Below are 17,935 nucleotides of genomic sequence, written 5' to 3' on the forward strand. Positions count from 1 at the left end.
AGCTCCGAGTGATACAGCTGCCCGGTTATTTTACATGAGATGAGAAAGCGTAAACTTCAAAGACTCCCCATCCTTATCTCTGAGAAGAAAAATGTCCGCTACAGGCGGTCTGTATTCTGAGGATATCATGGATAAACGTTACTCTTATATGATGAAAAAGCTTAAACGGAGAGTGGAAGGATGCATGGCGATAAGATGTGCAGGGTTTTGCCGGGAGCCCTTGCAAATATACAAAGAGATGACACCTGAGTTTAGACCAGGGCCATCTCTTTTTTCATTCTGGATGATGAAGTAAGGGGATTAAATTAAACCAGGAGCATGGTCAGCAGGGCAATCACGATCGGAACTGCAAGGAATAGCCAGGCTAACGGACTTGCTACGTTGATGGTCCAGCCAACGCCAAATCTTTTTTCCACAAAGAGAGCAGGGTCCTGCGGATTAAAATAGACGGAGCCGAGCTTCCAATACTTATCGTCATTGGCACTATGAGTGGAGTGCGGAGTGTTGGGATCTCTCTTCAGCCGGCTTCCGCCTTGACCTGTTGTGAAGGATAACACCACTGCACCGAGGACAATCACCAACGGTATGGCTAAGCTGATGACCAGCAGCAATTCGGGATTCAGCTGTTCGATCATGTTGAGCTGGATCAAGGAGAACATCAGCACAAGCAGCAGACCAGCCATCGTATTGAAGAAGGACCAACGGCGGCGGAAGATGGCGTTGCGCGCTGAGGAGCCCGCCGGATCTCCCGGATCGATCTGCTGTTTGCTGTTTAGGATGGACCAATTGATCAACATGAAGATGAGGATCATGAATACCTGCATAATGTTGGGCAGCAGGACTACACCCCATGATTTGTCCGCATAGTTGATCACGCTGCCTTGAAAATCAAATTTCATGGGAATGGTATCTGGGATCTGGTCATAGTATTGGAAAATCCAGACGGTGCTGATGATGGTAATGACGGCATGAATGATAAACCAGCGGTTAGAGAGGACAAGCTTCTGCCTTCTGAAGTTGGTATCGATTGCCACGACCTGGCGTCCGGTTGTCGCAGGGGGAAGAGTGGCCTTGATCCCTTTCATTTTGAAATGAAAGGTCAGGTTCAGGGCAAGTGAAGCAATGACGATTGCCGTGATGGAGCCGACAATAAGCCATTCGAACCCTGTGTTCCCAATCGATAACAATCCGATCAGACAGGCGATCAAGATAAGGGCATAAATACCGCAGCTGATGGAAGCAAACTGCTTTCGCAGCCTGCGAAGGGCTTCGCTGTGGAACATTTCTTCACTCACCGATACTCCAAAGCTAACTGTTTCCCTGGTGTAATAAGGCATAAAGGCAAGCAGTACAATAATCGGAATAATCATAAATACTAGAATCGAGGCTGATATCATAACCATTACACATTCTCCTCCCCAGTCTGGGTGATCTCATTATGCATATCTCGTACGATCTGAAGCAGCTGTTCTTCGGATAAGCCCCTGCAGATGGCTTCAGCAATGATAGGTTTTAGATAGGCATTGCGTTTATCCTGATATTCGGGGGTAATGCCCGGCATGGTATCCGGCTGTATCACCACGCCTTTTTGCCTGTGTATCTGAATAAAGCCTTCCTGCTTCAGCAGCGTGTACGCTTTGTTAACGGTGTGGAGATTGATCCCGATGTCGGATGCCATGCTGCGAACCGAGGGCAGGGGATCGCCGGGCTTAAGGCTGCCGCTTGCAATGCCTTCGATAATCTGATTCATTAACTGGTTGTATATGGGGACATCGGACTGCATATCCAGTTGGATAATCATAAGAGAACCTCCGCATTCGTTGTAACTGTTATATATGTAGTATAACAGTTGGAACGTATGGTGTAAAGGTCAATCCGCAGTTTTTCATAAACGAAAAAAAACGAGGACTGTCTTCACAATCTTGGGATTGGAAGGCGGTCCTCGTGTTTTCATTGCTCGATATGTAATGTAACAAGAGAGCGTGACTTATCTCAGCTTGATATTCTTCTCTTTGATCTTTTGATTCAGAATCTCTTGAAATGTGACGGGTTTATCTGTCGAATCCTCTTTCTTCGGAGCCGTCACCGGCTGCGGCCGTTGATATTGATAATGGAACGAAGCCATCGTATGTATTTTGATCATAGGTACGATCCTCCTAGATATGGATTTCCGGAATGTTTTCTACCATATAACCTTTCCGGCATCATTCGAAACGGAATTTCCAATATTCAGGAAAAAAGTACTGTGAAATGAAAAATCCCCATCATCCATTAGCGGATGATGGGGATTTGTTCCTAAGGCTAAAGCGCCTAGATGAATTGTCTTATTGGTTCGATGCGATCATTTGACGAAGTACCGTTTGGAGGATACCTCCATTGTGGTAGTAGTCCACGTCCACCATGCTGTCGAGACGAGCGATAGCTTGGAACTCGAATTGAGTACCGTCTTCGCGTGTAACAACAACCGTCAATTCTTGACCTGGTTTCACATCGTTGCTGAGACCCAGGATATCAAATGTTTCCCGGCCGTTCAGCGCAAGGCTCTTCCAGCCATGACCTTCCTGGAACTGGAGCGGAAGCACACCCATGCCTACGAGGTTGGAGCGGTGAATACGCTCGAAGCTCTCAGCCAGTACAGCTTTGACTCCGAGCAAATACGTACCTTTTGCCGCCCAGTCACGGGAGCTTCCTGTACCGTATTCTTTACCTGCAATAACAATCAGGTTCTGTCCGCCTGCTTGATAATTCATGGATGCATCATAGATGGACATGACTTCTTCAGTCGGCAAGTATGTGGTTACGCCGCCTTCCGTACCTGGAGCTACCTGGTTACGGATGCGGATGTTAGCGAAGGTACCGCGCATCATGACTTCGTGGTTACCGCGACGGGAGCCGTAGGAGTTGAAGTCTTTGCGTTCCACCTTGTGATCGCTCAGATATTTGCCTGCAGGACTGGACGGTGCAATGTTACCGGCTGGTGAGATGTGGTCCGTTGTAACGGAATCACCCAAGAGAGCCAGCACACGCGCTTCCTTGATATCCTGAATGTCGTTCAGACCGTTGCCCAGGCTTTCAAAGAACGGCGGGTTCTGAATGTACGTGGATTGATCATCCCACTCATACAATTCGCCTTCAGGAACAGGAATCTTGTTCCAACGCTCGTTCGCTGTGAACACATTCTCGTATTTTTCACGGAAAGCGTCAGCGCTAAGGGACTGACCAATGGCTTCACGGATTTCAGCACTGGTTGGCCAGATGTCTTTCAAGTAAACTGGCTCATTGTTTGGATCGTAGCCGATCGGATCGTTCTGCAGGTCGATGTTCACGGTACCTGCCAGAGCGTAAGCAACAACCAGTGGCGGTGAGGCCAGGTAGTTGGCTTTGACCTGAGCATGCACACGTCCTTCGAAGTTACGGTTACCGGACAATACGGCAGCTACCGTCATGTCGTTATCGGTAATCGCTTCGCTTACTTCGTCCGGCAATGGACCGGAGTTACCGATGCAAGTTGCGCAGCCATAGCCTGCAACATAGAAGCCGAGAGCTTCCAGGTAGTGCAGAAGGTTGGACTTCTCAAGGTAGTCGGTTACGACAAGGGAGCCTGGAGTCAAGCTGCTCTTCACATAACCAGGTTTCTTCAGACCGCGTTCAACCGCTTTCTTGGCCAGGAGACCTGCACCCAGCATAACGCTTGGGTTAGATGTATTCGTACAGCTCGTGATGGCTGCGATAACAACTGCACCTGTGCCCATTTCGCTGGTAGAGCCGTCTTTATGACTGACCTTAACGGTTTCCGCGATTTTGTCATCGCTGAGCCCGTAGCCGCCTTTATCAATCGGTGTACGGATGATGTCGTTAAAGTTCTGCTTCATGTTGGTCAGTTCAATGCGGTCTTGTGGACGCTTCGGACCAGCCAAGCTCGGTACAACCGAAGCGAGATCCAATTCGATTACATCGGAGAACTCAGGGTCCGGCGTATCAGCCGTACGGAACATGTTTTGTGCTTTATAGTAGCTCTCCACGAGTTCAACCTGCTCATCGGTGCGGCCGGTGTTGCGCAGGTAAGCCAACGTCTCGCTATCAACCGGGAAGAAACCGATGGTAGCGCCGTATTCCGGTGCCATGTTCGCAACGGTTGCACGGTCAGCCAGACTGATGTTGGCAAGACCAGGACCGTAGAATTCCACGAATTTGCCCACTACGCCTTTTTTGCGAAGAAGCTCGGTTACAGTGAGGGCAAGGTCGGTCGCCGTTGCGCCCTCTGACAGGCTGCCTGTCAGTTTGAAGCCGATAACTTCAGGTGTTACAAAATAAAGCGGTTGGCCGAGCATTCCGGCTTCTGCCTCGATGCCGCCTACGCCCCAGCCCACTACACCAAGACCGTTGATCATGGTTGTATGGGAATCGGTGCCTACGAGGGAATCAGGGAAGACGAGGGTTTCGCCGTCAACTGTCTTCGTAGCTGCTACGGAAGCCAGGTACTCCAGGTTAACCTGGTGAACGATACCTGTTCCGGGAGGAACCGCGCGGAAGTTGTTAAACGCCGTTTGAGCCCAGCGGAGGAAGCGGTAACGCTCTTCGTTACGCTCAAATTCAACCTTCATATTATATTCAAGCGCTTGGTCGGTACCAAAAGCGTCAACCATGACGGAATGGTCGATAACGAGATCGACCGGAACGAGAGGGTTGATCTGTTTCGGGTCGCCGCCGGATTTTTTAACGGTGTCGCGCATGGCTGCAAGATCCACGACAACCGGAACACCGGTGAAGTCCTGCAATACGATACGGGCAGGGATGAACGGAATTTCCTTGTTGTTGTCGCGTGCTTCATTCCACGTGGACAAAAGTTTTACATGATCCTCGGTAATGGCGCGTCCGTCAAATTGACGTACGGCCGCTTCCAGCAGTACCCGAATGGAGAAAGGAAGCTTGGATACACTTCCGTATCCTTGCTCTTCGAGCGCCTGCAGGCTGAAATAACGGTAATTTTTACCGCCCACCTCTAGGTTGCGAGAGATGGAGAATTGATCCTTTGCTGGCATAGATGAACCTCCTTGAGTCATTTCATTTGATCTTATTATGACGATCTGAGTTAAACCTTTTGTGGTTTCACTAGATGAAACCTGATTTCATAAATTAACTAACTTAAGTATAACGTTTTCAACTCGCCGCGTAAAGCATTTTTTATAGAAGAAACGTATTTCAAAACCGTGAAAATTCGCCCGTTTTTTAAGCTGACACGGCTGCCCTGATTCAGTGTTTCTGTATTCTCTTTACCGAAGTTCATAGCCTGAAGATTTGCTTCATATAGTTGTGATAGGGAACTGCGTGAAAGGCAAGGTCAGAGGAGGAGAGAAGATGAACAGTCTGAAGCAAGCAGAGAAGCCATGGAAGCAAGCTTTATATATTTACGTCAATCAATATAACCAAAATCGCGTGGACTATTCTTCAGGCCTGAAAGAGCAAATTGTAGCAGATCTGAATTTCCTGGTAGAGAGAGGAGAAAGGCAGTTCCGACTGCAGTCATGGTACGAGTTGCGCGAAGCAACCCCGCTAAAGAGCGAGACTCGTGCACGGCTCCAGCGTGTACTCAGAGAGACGGAGGATGACGTTGTTGCCGATGTAAGGCTTCACAGCGTGTTCTATTATGAGAAAAGAGGCATGACGCACCGTGAGGACACGGTGTCACGGGAGCGGCTGACGCTGATCCGTGATGGGGAAGCCTGGCTGATCGTTGGCATTGAACGTCTGCAGGACGAACGCCATCCCTTGCAAAGAACCGATGCTTCGTTCACAGGCCAGGACTCGGCTGGAAGAGAACCGTCCACTCCATTCATGAATGGTCGTGTTTACTCGGCTGGCAGCAGTCCGCGGTCCGGTCGATACGAGCGTGAAGCCGCTGCTGCTTATGCCGACAGGTGGTGGGATTCCGGCAATCCGGAGTTTGAAGAATTTGACGTGGATTGCACCAATTATATCTCCCAGTGCCTCTTTGCAGGTAAAGCCCCAATCCTCTATACTGGTAAAAGAGAAACGGGATGGTGGTACAAGGGGTATGTAAGCAAACGGGAATGGTGGAGTTACAGCTGGGCGGTTTCGAACAGCTTCGCGCATTATTTGAACTCCAGTACCTCGGGACTGCGAGCCGAGCGGGTAGAACGGCCTGAGCAGCTGATGCTTGGGGATGTCATCGTGTATGATTGGGACGGTGATGGGGCGTTTCAGCACAGCACCATTGTGACAGCATTTGATGCTGGCGGTATGCCGCTGGTCAATGCTCATACGGTATCAAGCCGTCATCGCTACTGGGACTACCGTGATTCCTACGCATGGAACGACAACACCGAGTATCGGTTTTACCATATACCCGATTATTTTTAAGATGACAGCATGTCATGCTGCAATACGGACAAGAGAGAGGTAAACATGGAACAGGATAAATTAACGGTTGGCTTGGTATACGGGGGAAAATCTGGCGAGCATGAGGTGTCACTTTCCACGGCATTTGCAGTCATGAACGCTTTTGATTTTGATAAATACGAAATGATTCCTTTTTATATTTCGAAGCAGGGAACCTGGAGAATCGGGAGCAAGCGATCAGCTCCGTTTAGCCAACTGGAGGATTTGAAGCTGGCCGAAGGGGAAGGGACGCAGACGGCTCTGAACGCTGTGTTCAGCAGGCTGTATGGTCAAGAAAATCAGGCAGTGGACATTATGTTTCCGCTGCTGCACGGAACGTTTGGCGAGGACGGGACCATTCAGGGATTGTTCGAAATGGCGGACATTCCTTACGTAGGCACCGGCGTGCTTGCATCGGCTGCAGGCATGGATAAAGTCGTGATGAAGAAGCTGTTCGCCCAAGCGGGATTACCGCAATGTGAATATTGTTACTTCAATCGCACGCAGTGGGAACAGGGGCAGTACAACGTGCTTAAGGACATCGAGGACAAACTCGGTTTCCCAAGCTTCGTCAAGCCGGCTAACCTCGGCTCCAGCGTCGGCATCTCCAAGGCGAAGAACCGGGAGCAGCTCAAGTCGGCAATTGAATCCGCCCTCCGGTTCGATGACAAGATCATCGTGGAAGAGTTTGTGGATGCCCGTGAAGTGGAGGTCAGCGTGCTCGGCAATGATGAGCCGATGGCATCCGTTCCGGGTGAAATCGTGTCTTCCAGTGAATACTATGACTATGCGGCCAAATATACGGACGGACAGTCACAGATGCAAATCCCGGCGGAGATCGAGCCGGATGTGGCTGATCGCCTGCGCGAGCTCGCGATTAACGCGTTCAAAGCGATTGAAGGCGGCGGAATCACTCGCGCGGACTTCTTTGTACGCCGCTCCGACGGCGCGATTCTGATCAATGAAGTGAATACGATGCCCGGCTTTACGCCGTTCAGCATGTATCCCCTTCTATGGCGGGAGACAGGCGTTTCCTACCGCGAGCTGCTCGACCGGATGATTGAGCTGGGGCTTGAGCGGTACAACCGCAAGCAATCCTTGATTTATGAGAACCAGGCATAAGCTAGCCGTTTTACAATAGGATACGATTGACCAGGGGGAGTCCGCGCTATTCATCACGGCTCCCCTTGAGTCTAATATTTTGGGATGAAAGGAAGATTCGAGATATGGGATTTCAAACCGAGTTCAATTCCGTTTGTAAGTTTAAGAGTGAGCAGGAGCTCTACGAGCTGCTGGAATACGGCCGCGGCAAAATGCTGAAGGACGGACTGAGGGTGTTTCCGACAGGACAGAAGGTCATCGCCTATACGCCGGATAACCAGGCGGTAGCGATTGTCCTGATTACGGCATGTGTATCGGAGATTAATTTCCAGGGTCGTGAGGTAACCTCGGTTGAGCTGCAGCTGATCCGCAAATTGACGGATGAGGAAGCACGCGTTCAGACCGCGCTCGCTCATGAGATGTTCTTCGGAGACCATGCATGATTGTCCGTTTCGGTTATGTAGCCATGTCCACGGTTGTGCAGAACGCTTCTCCCTCCAAGACAATGACCATGAAGAGTTTTACGAAGCTGGATGACCGTGAGGCCGGCATACACAAACTGGAGCGGATCGCGAACGAGAATTTACATAATACCCTTCGGTTATTGAGACATAATCTGGCCCATGATATCAAGGTGTACCGTTTCTCGTCCAAGCTGATTCCGCTTGCCACGCACAATGATATGCATGATTGGAACCCTTTCCCGGCGCTGAAGGAGGGCTTCCAGGCAATCGGGGAGTTTGTGAAGAAGCATGAGATGCGGGTGTCGTTTCATCCGGATCATTTCACGGTGCTGAGCACGCCTCGACCTGAAGTGTTGATTAATTCCATTCGGGACCTGGAGTCACACGTCCATATGCTGAAGGCGATGGGGTTGCCTGCTTCCATGAAAAACAACATCCATATCGGCGGCGCCTACGGGGACAAGCCCAGCGCTTCAGCCCGATTCGTTGAGCACTTTCATGCGCTTGATCAGAGCATCAAGGAACGTCTGACACTTGAGAATGATGATAAAACCTTTACCGCACAGGAGACGCTGGCGGTATGCCAGCAGACCGGGCTGCCGATGGTGCTGGATATCCATCATCAGTGGGTCAATAATGATGGTGAGGCGCCTTGGGAGCTGTGGCCGGCCATTCTCCGCACCTGGGAGACGCCGCTGGCTCAAGAAGGCTCTGAGCCGATACAACCGCTGCCGCCGAAGATTCATGTGTCCAGTCCCAAAAGCCCTACAGATATCCGAAGCCATGCAGACGGGGTGGACGTTGTGCCTTTGCTGGCATTTTTACGGAAGATTGCGGGCGCTACGCCGAAGGTGGACGTTATGATTGAAGCCAAGATGAAGGATGGCGCCTTGTTTGGTCTGATGAAGGATTTGGGAGATTGTGCGGGAGAGGGTGTAACGATTCTGGACGGGGCCTCCATCGAAGTAAATGCCTAAAACCATAAGACGAACCTGTTATGACTTGCAAGTTGACGGATTTTGGGTTACGTTGGAAGTACGGAACACAGATTCTCCTCAAGCTATCGTATTGGATAAAAAAGTTCGTTCTCGCCAAGCATTCAGGTGCACAGCATAGGACGGACTTTTATTGAAATAGGGCGGATTTTTTGAGACGCTGCCCTTTCGTTCCCGTACTAATTGAATAGGATGTAGGGATTGCCAAAATCACTAGATTTATATAGAAAGTAGAGTGAGCGCTTTGAATGAGAACGAAAAGATTCCTTATGTTGTCAGCAGTAAAAGCTACACCGCTGTAGCGATTAATTGTGCCGCGAAAGCGGGTGAATGGATTGAGAGCAAGCTGGGTACCGTGAAACAGCTCAGCACGAAGACGTCCGCGCAGGATATCGTAACCGAGGTGGACAAAGGTGCGGAGCAGATGATCCGCAAGCTGATTCTGACCCATTTTCCAGACCATGCGATTCTTGGAGAGGAAGGGGTTGCTCCCGGCACCGAAGCCTATGCCAAGGCTTTGGATGACGCAAAAGACGAAGAGTATCTCTGGATCATTGACCCTGTTGACGGAACGACGAATTACGTGCATGGATTCCCTTTTTACTCCGTGTCCATTGCACTGGCTCACCATGGCGAAGTCATCGTCGGTGTCATATATGACCCTTCCCGGGATGAATTGTTTGTTGCGGAAAAAGGAAAAGGAGCCTACGTTCACGGCAATCCTACCTATGTCTCCAAGGAAGAGCAGTTATCGGACAGCTTGCTTGCCACAGGCTTTCCTCTTGACAGCACGGTCAACTTGCCGCTGAATATGGCAGAGCTTCAGGCGCTTTTGCCGAAGGTACGCAATGTGAGAGCCGGCGGTTCCGCCGCGCTTCATCTGGCTTATGTTGCGGCGGGCCGGCTCAGTGGATACTGGGAGCACGGCTTGAGTGTCTGGGACGTTGCGGCGGGTGCCTTGCTGGTTCAGGAGTCCGGTGGCAAGGTGACTGATACGGAGGGGCGTCCTTACGATCTGTCGGTACGTCATTTGGCAGCAACGAACGGGCTGATCCATCAGCGGTTTCTGGACACACTAAAAGATGCGGGCGAAGCGTCAGTCCGTTAACCCCTGGAACAAACAAAAGAAAATGCAGGTCACATACAACCGCTTGATAAAGGAGTATGCGTGCGATGAATGAGAAATCAGATCAGAATTTGGAGCGCCAGCTCAGCGAGATGTTGACGGAAGGTGAAATGCAGCAGAGGGACCGGGAGAAAGAGGAGCGCCGGCTTCTTTCTCCGAAATATGAGATCCGAATTCAGACCCAGCTCGATCCCATCGTGGAGGAGACCCAGAAATACCGCAGTATGGCTAAGGAAGTTGATGGCCGATACGATAAGTATATGGATAAGACGATCAAGAAGGATAAGCCTGAGGAATCAGGTGAAGATGTTTGACAGCGCTTCAGGAAACATTTGCTGTGAGAGTGCATAATATCACCATAGGTTGGCAAGCGGAGAATGGACAGCACTTGAGCGGCTGTCCATTCTTTTTTATGATGGAGCGGGTCTCGTTCGGGTGTTTACAATTGACATGGATGGGGGAAGAGCGTTGCGAGTTCGGCTGAGGCTCAAGCTTAAGGCTTCACATATTGTTGCAGGACTTTCAGGTATGGGCTCCATATTGCTCTGGCTCATCCTTATTTTCTTCAATCCGTATACGGATGGCACGAACTTGAGTCCTGCCTTAAATACTTTTATCATGCTTTTTCTTCCCGGCTGTTTGGCACTTATCGCAGTGTTCTATTCGTACCGATTGCTGCTGCTGATTGCGTTTGGATGGTCCATACTGCCAAGCTTGTATCTGACGGGGACGCCCGGGATATTTGCTTGGTTTGGAGTTGCATCGTTAGGCTATTTGTTTGCTTATCTTCTGATGAAACCACGATTAAGAAGCTGATGGCGGTACCATTCACAGGTTTGTGGTGGTAAAATAAGGCTGAATCAGATTTATGATGTTAAGGGAGTGATGGCATGTTTAAACCATGGAAAAAGGGGCTGGCCGCAGTAACCGGCACCTTGACGCTCGCGGTGGCACTGGTCGCACCGGGCGTTGCACCAGCTTTTGCCGATGATGTGACAGCCAAGAATACATATCGTATCGTAACACTGGGGGACTCGCTGACCGTTGGGTATGAGCCGGGTATGGATCTGAACAGCAAGCCCTATGGCTTTGTTGATCGGCTGTATGAGCAGGGATTGTTCTACGGTCGAACGGAAGCGACGAATTTGGGCATCGGCGGTTTGAAGACGGACGGGTTGAACCATTACGTCCAGGCCGTTGCAGATGAACGGGCCATTACAGCAGAGGAAATACAGCCCGGTCTCAGCAGCATTGACCCGCGCACCAAGCAGATTGGAGCAGAAGCAGCGAAAGCCAAGCCTGTCATCGCTGACGCAGATCTGATCACGATTACCATCGGCGGGAATGACATGATGAGTCTGGTCAGCACGGTGGGAACCCTAAGCGACGAGCAGTTGAAGGCCAAAATGCAGGAACTGTTCAAGCTGTACACGGACAATGTTTCGGCTGTAATTACCAATCTGCATACCATGAATCCGGATGCTGCGATTGTAGTGGCCGACCAGTACAATCCGGTACCGAAAATCGCGGACGAAGTCGCATACGCCAAACTGCTCGCATCATCCGGTGAATTCACGAAGCTGGTGGAAGGCGTGGCTGACGGATTTGCGAGTCAGGGCGTAGATATCAAAGTCGCCCATGTTGCCAAGAAGTTCGTGGGCTCTGAGCTGACGATGACCCATATCCTGAAAGATGATATTCATCCGAACCAATACGGATATGAGACGATGGCCAGCGTGTTTGCAGAGACGATCTGGGGCAGCTATAAGAAACCCCCTGTTCAGGAGGTGGGGCAACCGATGCGCATCGTCGTGAAGGGACAGGAGCTGAATACACCGTTTAAGCCGATTCTTCGCGACAATCTGAACTACGTAGCTATTCAGGATATCGTGAATGCAGTTGGGGCAACTACAAAATGGGAAAATAAAACGTCCAGTGCAACGATCTCCTTCGGAGATCAGACCGTTGTGGTGAAGATCGGTGCCAAAACCGTTCAGGTCAACGGAAAGTCTGTACCGATTGATACACCAGCTTTCCTGCAAAAAGTAGGGAAGGAAGACAAAACCTACGTTCCACTCGCAGTGATTGCAACCGGTCTTGGTTTTGATGTTCAATACAGTTCCAAATTGCGTACGGCATTCATTAATTTGTAATATTCATGCGTAGAATAGCTGGACCGACTGAATCAAGCCGGTTCAGCTTTTTTAATGGGAACTTTTTTGAGACATAGGATGAAGACGATCCGGCAGCAGTGTGATGTTATTCATATGAGTTCATTCAGGCCGGTGTTTCGTACTGATTGGCGGCATGATTCCGATGTCGATCGCCATCGAGAAGACCGGGGCTGCCATGATCTCGGATATGCTGGTTCAGTCCCTGGGCAGTTATGGGTAGAGGGGATATGGCGGCAGCTTAGGATGAAATGAGTGGACTGCTGGAATTGCAGCGTAACGCCTGGTAGAAAGATCTGAAATAAAGTGCTTAACCTCAGCTCGGGCTACCCGCTGGCCAGACACCGTTTTCTAAGTTTGAGCCGGAAATCTTCCGGTTCGCCTCTTGTTATTCGCCAGCCGATGTTTTATATTGACATAATAGTAGGTCAAAAATAAAAGAGGTGAACGGAGAAGATGACTCCACGCACGAAGGAGCAAAACGAAGAGATCCGGCTGCGGCGTCTGGCGCAAATTCGGAAAGCGGCTGCCGATGTTTTTTTGAATAAAGGACCTTTACTGGAAATCCGCGATGTAGCCGCACAGGCGGGACTCGGCTATGGCACGGTATATCATTATTACAGCAATAAGGGCGATCTGCTCCACGATCTGCTGTGGGACGCGTTGGATCGGGCCGGGGAATGGCTGGAGGTTCCGATGGAAGCTCCACACGATTCAGATGCGGGGATGGCACCGGCGGGTGGGCATTTCCGCTTGGCTGCTGCGGCGGATACCGGGAACTCGGCTGCCGCGGGTTCCCGAAGCGGAAGCCGTGTAACGGCCGCAGAGCTTGGCCCCGTCGCTGCCGCTGGTGTCCGGCTGCTGCAGCTTTGGGCGGAGGACCACGCCCTGTACCTGCTGCATAAGCTGGCCGGTGAGGGCTTTGCCGCGCTGCCTGAAGGGCGCTCGATCCCGCTCTTGGCTGCCTTTCGCCGGGAGGTGCTCACGCCGCTTGCCGCGCTGCTGAGAAGCGGGCATACGGCGGACGGGGCAGCCGCTTCCGGCGGAAACGCTGCGGAGCCGCAGGATCTGCTGCAGCACGCGGAGATGCTGCTGGCCGCCTTGGTCGGCTGCGCCTCGCTTTCGCTGCGCCGCGGAAAGCTGCACGAAGAGGCCAAGGATATCGCCCGGTTATTAAAATTATAAAATGGATAAGGAGCGAATAAACAAAAGATGGTTATCTTAAAATCACTTAGGGAAATCGAAGAGATGAAGCCGGCGAGCCAAATCGTTGCGGACTGCTACCGCGAGGTGACCAAGCTGATTGAGCCTGGGATCACCACCCGGGAGATCAATGACTTTGTTGCCAGACACATCACTAAGCTGGGCGGCAAGCAGTTTACGAAGGGGTACAACGGTTTCCCCGCCGAAACCTGCACTTCGGTGAACGATGTGGTGGCCCACGGCATTCCTTCAAACCGGGTGCTTATGAATGGCGACTTGCTGAAGCTCGACATCGTCGTGGAATATGGCGGATGGTTCGGCGATTCCTGCCATTGTTATGCGGTGGGCAATATCCGGCCGGAAGCGCAAAAATTAATGAAGGTGACCAAGGAATGCCTGGATCTGGGGATCGCCCGGGCTATCCCAGGGGGCCGGCTCGGTGACATAACGTCGGCGATACAACAGCATGCGGAAGCGAATGGGTATTCGGTCGTGCGTGATCTGCTGGCTCACGGGATCGGGCGGAGCCTGCACGAGGAGCCTAACTACGTGCATATCGGCGTAGCTGGCAAAGGCATCCGGCTAAAGGAAGGCATGGTGTTTACCATCGAACCGATGATCAACGAAGGTACGTTCCATATCACGATTGACGACGATCAGTGGACGGCGAGAACGGCCGACGGCAAGTTGTCGGCGCAATATGAGCATACGATTGCAATTACGCCGGATGGACCACTGATTTTAACGGCCCAGTAAGAATGGAGGCGAACGGTCGCCTTAGGCGAAGTCGCCCATATTCGGAGTCCCGCGCGATGCCTGCGCGATGGTAAAATGTCCCCGGGAAAGGGGGGAAGATCATCGTCCGTATGATGGATCGCTTGAATGCCGGGTTCTTGTCACTCGACAATGAAACGTCGCACAATGGTTTTAACTCCACATTCTCCTAAACGTATTCGATCTGTTGATAGACACAAAGGATTTCCCTTTTGCATCGAATCGGGGTGCAAAGTTCCAAGTAAATATCCGTTACAAAAGCCTCCATTCCGTCCGCTCGGACCCGTATGGGGGCATTTTGAATTTTGTCCCCCCGAAGCCACGCCCCCTGCAAACCCCAACGAGCTAGCAGGAAATTACATGCCCCGAGGCTAATACTTCCAGTTGAGACTTCGTACCTCATCGTAAAAATACGCATCATTTCCGTAGGAATGACTACGCTGGTTCCATTTGATTGTTGATATGCTTGAAAAAGCCGGAGGTGCAAGGGCAGATGAAGAACCGCTTCAAAAATCCGCTAAGCCGCATGAATATTAAACAGCAGATGATTCTGCTGTTCCTGGTGCTGGTCATCCCGTTGTTTGCACTCAACGCCTACGGGAATTCCATGGCTGGTCAAATTCTGAAGCGCCATGTGACCAATGCCTATATCGAGCTGAACAAACAGAATTTCAAGCTCATCAACCGGGACATTGAAACCGTTAACAAAGTAACCTCTACAGTCATTCAGAACTCGCAGATCCAGCAGCTCGGCACCTTTTCCGAGGGGAGTGTTCTGGAGCGGGTGAAGAACTATGAACGCCTTGAAAAGATGCTGTTTTCCTTCTCCCAGGAGACGGATGAGCGCGAACCGGTTTATTACTCACTCTATGTGTATGACCCCGACAACAGTTACTTTTTTGCTCCTTATTACCCCGAACGCAGAAAAGCAGGCGTGTATTTCTTCTCGGACGAGAATGAGAAGCCAGCTTGGTTTGATGAAGCCGTGGCGATGAAGGGCAACGGATATTTGCGGCGCATGGAGCATCTGTCACCCCCGGTGCAAGGACGCAAGGATCAAGAGACCCTAAGCTACGTAAGGGCCGTCAACAATATTTATCAGGGCGGAACCATCGGCGTTCTGGTTGTTACCAATCTGGATGCGCGGATCGGAGAGTCCTTATCAACGGTATCCATACCGGACGGGGAGCTCTATTTGACGGACTGGAACAACAATATTTTGACTTCATCGGTAAAAGGCTTGGCGGGGACGCTTGAGCTGCCGCCCGAGGTTGATCCGGGCAGCTCTACCATGGGCGTCATGGACGTTATCACCTCGGATTTCATCTACGTCATCGATTATAACTATATGCTTCAGCAGAAGCTGGTCTATAAGGTTCCTGTCAAAACGCTGCTCGCCCAGCAAAGCGAGATGAAGCGGGTCATCCAGGTCATCTCGATCGCTTATTTTGTTGTGGGCCTAATCATCGTCTTTTATTTCTGGCAGTCGTTGATGACACCGCTCCAGAAGCTGGCCCATTTTGTACGGCGCTATGAACCGGGGAACATTGTGCCGGAAACACCGTATCGGCGCAGAAAGGATGAGGTCAGTGTCCTGATCTCCACGATTTATGACATGGCCCGCCGATTGAATGATCTGATCCATTACAAATACCGTATGGATTTGAAGCAGAAGGAGGCGCAATTGCAGCTTCTCTACCAGCAGATAAATCCTCATCTGCTGTACAACACGCTGGAGAGCATTTACTGGAAGAGCACGATGGAAGGGAATACGGAGTCTGCCGAAATGATCAAGGATCTGTCCAAATTGATGAAGATCAGTCTCAGCAGAGGCCGGGATCTCATTACGCTTGGGGAAGAGCTTGAGCATGCGGGGGCTTATATTAATCTCCAGCTGAATCGTTATGATTACCAGTTCGCGGTCCACTGGGAGGTTCCGGAGGATTTGCTGGTGAATCATGTGCCGAAGATTACGCTGCAGCCGCTGCTGGAGAATGCCATTATTCACGGCATTAAAAATATGGGCGAGGACGGAATCATCCGCATATCCGGTCATCTGGAGGATGGACACTGCCGGATTGTCATCGAGGACAACGGCTATCGTCCGGTCAATTACGAATCCATCCGCAGGCTGCTGTATGATGAAGCCCCGGATCATTCACTGGGCTATGGCATCCGCAATATCCATGAGCGGATTCAGCTGCATTATGGAAGTGGATACGGACTGCAATATGAACCAAGAGATGAAGGGGGGACCCGGGTGACCATTACGATCCCCCGGATGGAAGCAACAACCATTATCTTAAACGAACAGGAGGTCTCCTGATGTACAACATTTTGGTGGTAGACGACGAACCGTTGATATGCAAAGGCTTAGCGGGACTGCTAACGTCTTCGGGGCTTGCCATAGACGACATTGCAACGGCCTATAGCGGGCAGGAGGCGCTGGATTACATACGAATGGGAGATATTGATCTGCTGGTCACCGATATCCAGATGGGTGAGATGAACGGCATCGAGCTGATGCAGCAGGCCAAGATTGTGAAGCCATGGGTCCAGACCATCATTATTTCAGCCCATGAAACGTTCCAATACGCGCAGCGGGCGCTCCAGCTCGGGGCAAGGGATTATTTGATCAAACCGCTGAACAGCGAGCAGTTTCTGGATTCGGTTCGCAGTGTACTGCTGAAGCTGGATAAACCTGCACCTCAGGTAGAGCAGTTTCTCATGGCGGACAATGAGCATTTTCGGATGGATGAGCCTCCGTCCGGGAGAACGGAGCGGCTGAATCAGCGGCTTGCAACCGAGCCGGAGCAGTCAGAGTTAGCCGATCTGCACGACGAGTCGGAGCTCGGCTTGATCGGTCCTTATTTTGCCGTCATCAAGATGAAGCTTGCCCTGAAGCAAGGCACCGAATCTTCTTTTTCCTCACAAGACATACGCCTGATTCAATACGCAACGCTGAATATTGCCAAAGAGCTGCTGGAGCAGGAGCCGCACACCCTGGCGTTCTACTCGCCGGAGCGGGATATCAACATCATCCTTCAATGGAGCGAACAGGAAATGGAGGAGAATGCGGGCGGAAAGATCCATCACCTGGAGATGATTGGCCGGAGCCTGCACCACCACGTGGAGCAGCACCTGAAGCAGAGCTGTACCGTGGGAATAAGCCAAATCCTGAGGGGGACCGAATTTTTGAGCGTGCTCAGCCGTCAGGCGGATAAGGCGATGCTGTGGAGCCAGCAGCTGCATGATTTTCATGTGTTTTATTACGGGGACTTTAATTGGCACAACTATGCCCATGAAACGTCGCAGGAGGTGCTTTCGAGCCAGAGCAACCGGATCGTTGAGAATACCAGGCAGTACATCGAGGATCATTACCGTCAGAAGGGACTTACGATACATGAGGTGGCCAAGAACAATCACGTGAGCCCGAACTACTTAAGTTATCTGTTCAAAAAATATACCGGCAGCAGCCTATGGGAGTATGTGGTCAAGCTTCGGATGGAAGAGAGCAGGTCTCTGATCCTGAACACGGATCTTCGCCGGTACGAGATTGCCGAGCGGGTCGGCTATGAGTCCCCGGAGCATTTTAGCAAAATCTTCAAAAAGTACTTCGGCGTCAGCCCCAGTGAGTTAAAGAAGTAAGAACGGTCATACTTCACATAGTTTTAGACATGTTCGAAGGCTCCCCTGCTTTTT

General features: G+C 51.0%; 16 protein-coding genes. 12 read left to right on the forward strand and 4 right to left on the reverse strand.

Annotated features, from left to right (window positions below; genetic code table 11):
- Nucleotides 1-305: 305 nt before the first annotated feature.
- The 4 genes from PGL02S_RS14355 to acnA all read right to left on the reverse strand — a co-directional run bounded on the left by PGL02S_RS14355 (nucleotide 306) and on the right by acnA (nucleotide 5,042).
- Nucleotides 306-1,403, reverse strand: a complete 1,098-nt coding sequence (locus tag PGL02S_RS14355; protein WP_006208208.1) for a DUF1648 domain-containing protein — start codon at nucleotides 1,401-1,403, stop codon at nucleotides 306-308.
- Nucleotides 1,403-1,801 carry a GntR family transcriptional regulator gene (locus PGL02S_RS14360; protein WP_006208209.1) on the reverse strand — a complete coding sequence of 133 codons (399 nt, stop codon included), beginning with the start codon at nucleotides 1,799-1,801 and terminating at the stop codon, nucleotides 1,403-1,405. Before PGL02S_RS14360 ends, PGL02S_RS14355 begins: the two co-directional genes overlap by 1 nt.
- 186 nt (nucleotides 1,802-1,987) lie before the next feature.
- Complete coding sequence (locus PGL02S_RS28210; RefSeq protein WP_006208211.1) at nucleotides 1,988-2,143, reverse strand: hypothetical protein; 156 nt, start codon at nucleotides 2,141-2,143, stop codon at nucleotides 1,988-1,990.
- A 181-nt stretch (nucleotides 2,144-2,324) separates the two neighbouring features.
- The gene (acnA, locus tag PGL02S_RS14365) at nucleotides 2,325-5,042 is read right to left on the reverse strand and encodes an aconitate hydratase AcnA (RefSeq protein WP_036638765.1); all 2,718 of its coding nucleotides are present in this window, start codon (nucleotides 5,040-5,042) and stop codon (nucleotides 2,325-2,327) included.
- Nucleotides 5,043-5,358: 316 nt separating this feature from the next.
- Between acnA and PGL02S_RS14370 the strand changes: the two genes are divergently transcribed.
- The 12 genes from PGL02S_RS14370 (at nucleotide 5,359) to PGL02S_RS14425 (ending at nucleotide 17,881) form a co-directional block, all read left to right on the forward strand.
- On the forward strand, nucleotides 5,359-6,381 hold the full coding sequence (locus PGL02S_RS14370; RefSeq protein WP_036638768.1) for an amidase domain-containing protein: 1,023 nt from the start codon (nucleotides 5,359-5,361) through the stop codon (nucleotides 6,379-6,381).
- 45 nt (nucleotides 6,382-6,426) lie between these two features.
- Complete coding sequence (locus tag PGL02S_RS14375; RefSeq protein ID WP_006208214.1) at nucleotides 6,427-7,521, forward strand: D-alanine--D-alanine ligase; 1,095 nt, start codon at nucleotides 6,427-6,429, stop codon at nucleotides 7,519-7,521.
- Nucleotides 7,522-7,625: 104 nt separating this feature from the next.
- Nucleotides 7,626-7,943, forward strand: coding sequence for a hypothetical protein (locus tag PGL02S_RS14380; protein ID WP_006208215.1), 318 nt, complete (start codon nucleotides 7,626-7,628; stop codon nucleotides 7,941-7,943).
- A complete protein-coding gene (gene uvsE, locus PGL02S_RS14385; RefSeq protein ID WP_036638769.1) occupies nucleotides 7,940-8,941 on the forward strand; it encodes a UV DNA damage repair endonuclease UvsE in 1,002 nt (333 codons plus the stop codon). Before PGL02S_RS14380 ends, uvsE begins: the two co-directional genes overlap by 4 nt.
- A gap of 262 nt (nucleotides 8,942-9,203) precedes the next feature.
- A complete protein-coding gene (locus PGL02S_RS14390; RefSeq protein ID WP_006208217.1) occupies nucleotides 9,204-10,067 on the forward strand; it encodes an inositol monophosphatase family protein in 864 nt (287 codons plus the stop codon).
- Nucleotides 10,068-10,132: 65 nt separating this feature from the next.
- Nucleotides 10,133-10,399: a hypothetical protein gene (locus tag PGL02S_RS14395; RefSeq protein ID WP_006208218.1), complete on the forward strand. Its 267-nt coding sequence runs from the start codon at nucleotides 10,133-10,135 to the stop codon at nucleotides 10,397-10,399.
- Between the two features lie 49 nt (nucleotides 10,400-10,448).
- Nucleotides 10,449-10,901 carry a hypothetical protein gene (locus PGL02S_RS14400; protein ID WP_244892236.1) on the forward strand — a complete coding sequence of 151 codons (453 nt, stop codon included), beginning with the start codon at nucleotides 10,449-10,451 and terminating at the stop codon, nucleotides 10,899-10,901.
- Nucleotides 10,902-10,975: 74 nt separating this feature from the next.
- Entirely contained in the window at nucleotides 10,976-12,238 is a 1,263-nt protein-coding gene (locus PGL02S_RS14405; RefSeq protein ID WP_036638772.1) for a stalk domain-containing protein, read from the forward strand.
- Between the two features lie 474 nt (nucleotides 12,239-12,712).
- Entirely contained in the window at nucleotides 12,713-13,441 is a 729-nt protein-coding gene (locus tag PGL02S_RS14410) for a TetR/AcrR family transcriptional regulator (protein WP_036638773.1), read from the forward strand.
- A gap of 27 nt (nucleotides 13,442-13,468) precedes the next feature.
- Entirely contained in the window at nucleotides 13,469-14,215 is a 747-nt protein-coding gene (gene map / locus PGL02S_RS14415; protein WP_036638775.1) for a type I methionyl aminopeptidase, read from the forward strand.
- 511 nt (nucleotides 14,216-14,726) lie between these two features.
- The gene (locus PGL02S_RS14420; RefSeq protein WP_036638778.1) at nucleotides 14,727-16,559 is read left to right on the forward strand and encodes a cache domain-containing sensor histidine kinase; all 1,833 of its coding nucleotides are present in this window, start codon (nucleotides 14,727-14,729) and stop codon (nucleotides 16,557-16,559) included.
- On the forward strand, nucleotides 16,559-17,881 hold the full coding sequence (locus PGL02S_RS14425) for a response regulator (protein ID WP_036638780.1): 1,323 nt from the start codon (nucleotides 16,559-16,561) through the stop codon (nucleotides 17,879-17,881). Before PGL02S_RS14420 ends, PGL02S_RS14425 begins: the two co-directional genes overlap by 1 nt.
- Nucleotides 17,882-17,935 lie beyond the last annotated feature (54 nt).

Source organism: Paenibacillus glucanolyticus NBRC 15330 (assembly GCF_004000885.1).
GTDB lineage: Bacteria > Bacillota > Bacilli > Paenibacillales > Paenibacillaceae > Paenibacillus_AQ > Paenibacillus_AQ glucanolyticus.

Coding starts and splice junctions, on each gene's coding strand:
- PGL02S_RS14355 (WP_006208208.1), bottom strand. CDS start 1,403: ATGGTTATGATATCAGCCTCGATTCTAGTATTTATGATTATTCCGATT.
- PGL02S_RS14375 (WP_006208214.1), top strand. CDS start 6,427: ATGGAACAGGATAAATTAACGGTTGGCTTGGTATACGGGGGAAAATCT.
- PGL02S_RS14395 (WP_006208218.1), top strand. CDS start 10,133: ATGAATGAGAAATCAGATCAGAATTTGGAGCGCCAGCTCAGCGAGATG.
- map (WP_036638775.1), top strand. CDS start 13,469: ATGGTTATCTTAAAATCACTTAGGGAAATCGAAGAGATGAAGCCGGCG.
- PGL02S_RS14420 (WP_036638778.1), top strand. CDS start 14,727: ATGAAGAACCGCTTCAAAAATCCGCTAAGCCGCATGAATATTAAACAG.
- PGL02S_RS14410 (WP_036638773.1), top strand. CDS start 12,713: ATGACTCCACGCACGAAGGAGCAAAACGAAGAGATCCGGCTGCGGCGT.
- acnA (WP_036638765.1), bottom strand. CDS start 5,042: ATGCCAGCAAAGGATCAATTCTCCATCTCTCGCAACCTAGAGGTGGGC.
- PGL02S_RS14370 (WP_036638768.1), top strand. CDS start 5,359: ATGAACAGTCTGAAGCAAGCAGAGAAGCCATGGAAGCAAGCTTTATAT.
- PGL02S_RS28210 (WP_006208211.1), bottom strand. CDS start 2,143: ATGATCAAAATACATACGATGGCTTCGTTCCATTATCAATATCAACGG.
- PGL02S_RS14360 (WP_006208209.1), bottom strand. CDS start 1,801: ATGATTATCCAACTGGATATGCAGTCCGATGTCCCCATATACAACCAG.
- PGL02S_RS14425 (WP_036638780.1), top strand. CDS start 16,559: ATGTACAACATTTTGGTGGTAGACGACGAACCGTTGATATGCAAAGGC.
- uvsE (WP_036638769.1), top strand. CDS start 7,940: ATGATTGTCCGTTTCGGTTATGTAGCCATGTCCACGGTTGTGCAGAAC.
- PGL02S_RS14380 (WP_006208215.1), top strand. CDS start 7,626: ATGGGATTTCAAACCGAGTTCAATTCCGTTTGTAAGTTTAAGAGTGAG.
- PGL02S_RS14405 (WP_036638772.1), top strand. CDS start 10,976: ATGTTTAAACCATGGAAAAAGGGGCTGGCCGCAGTAACCGGCACCTTG.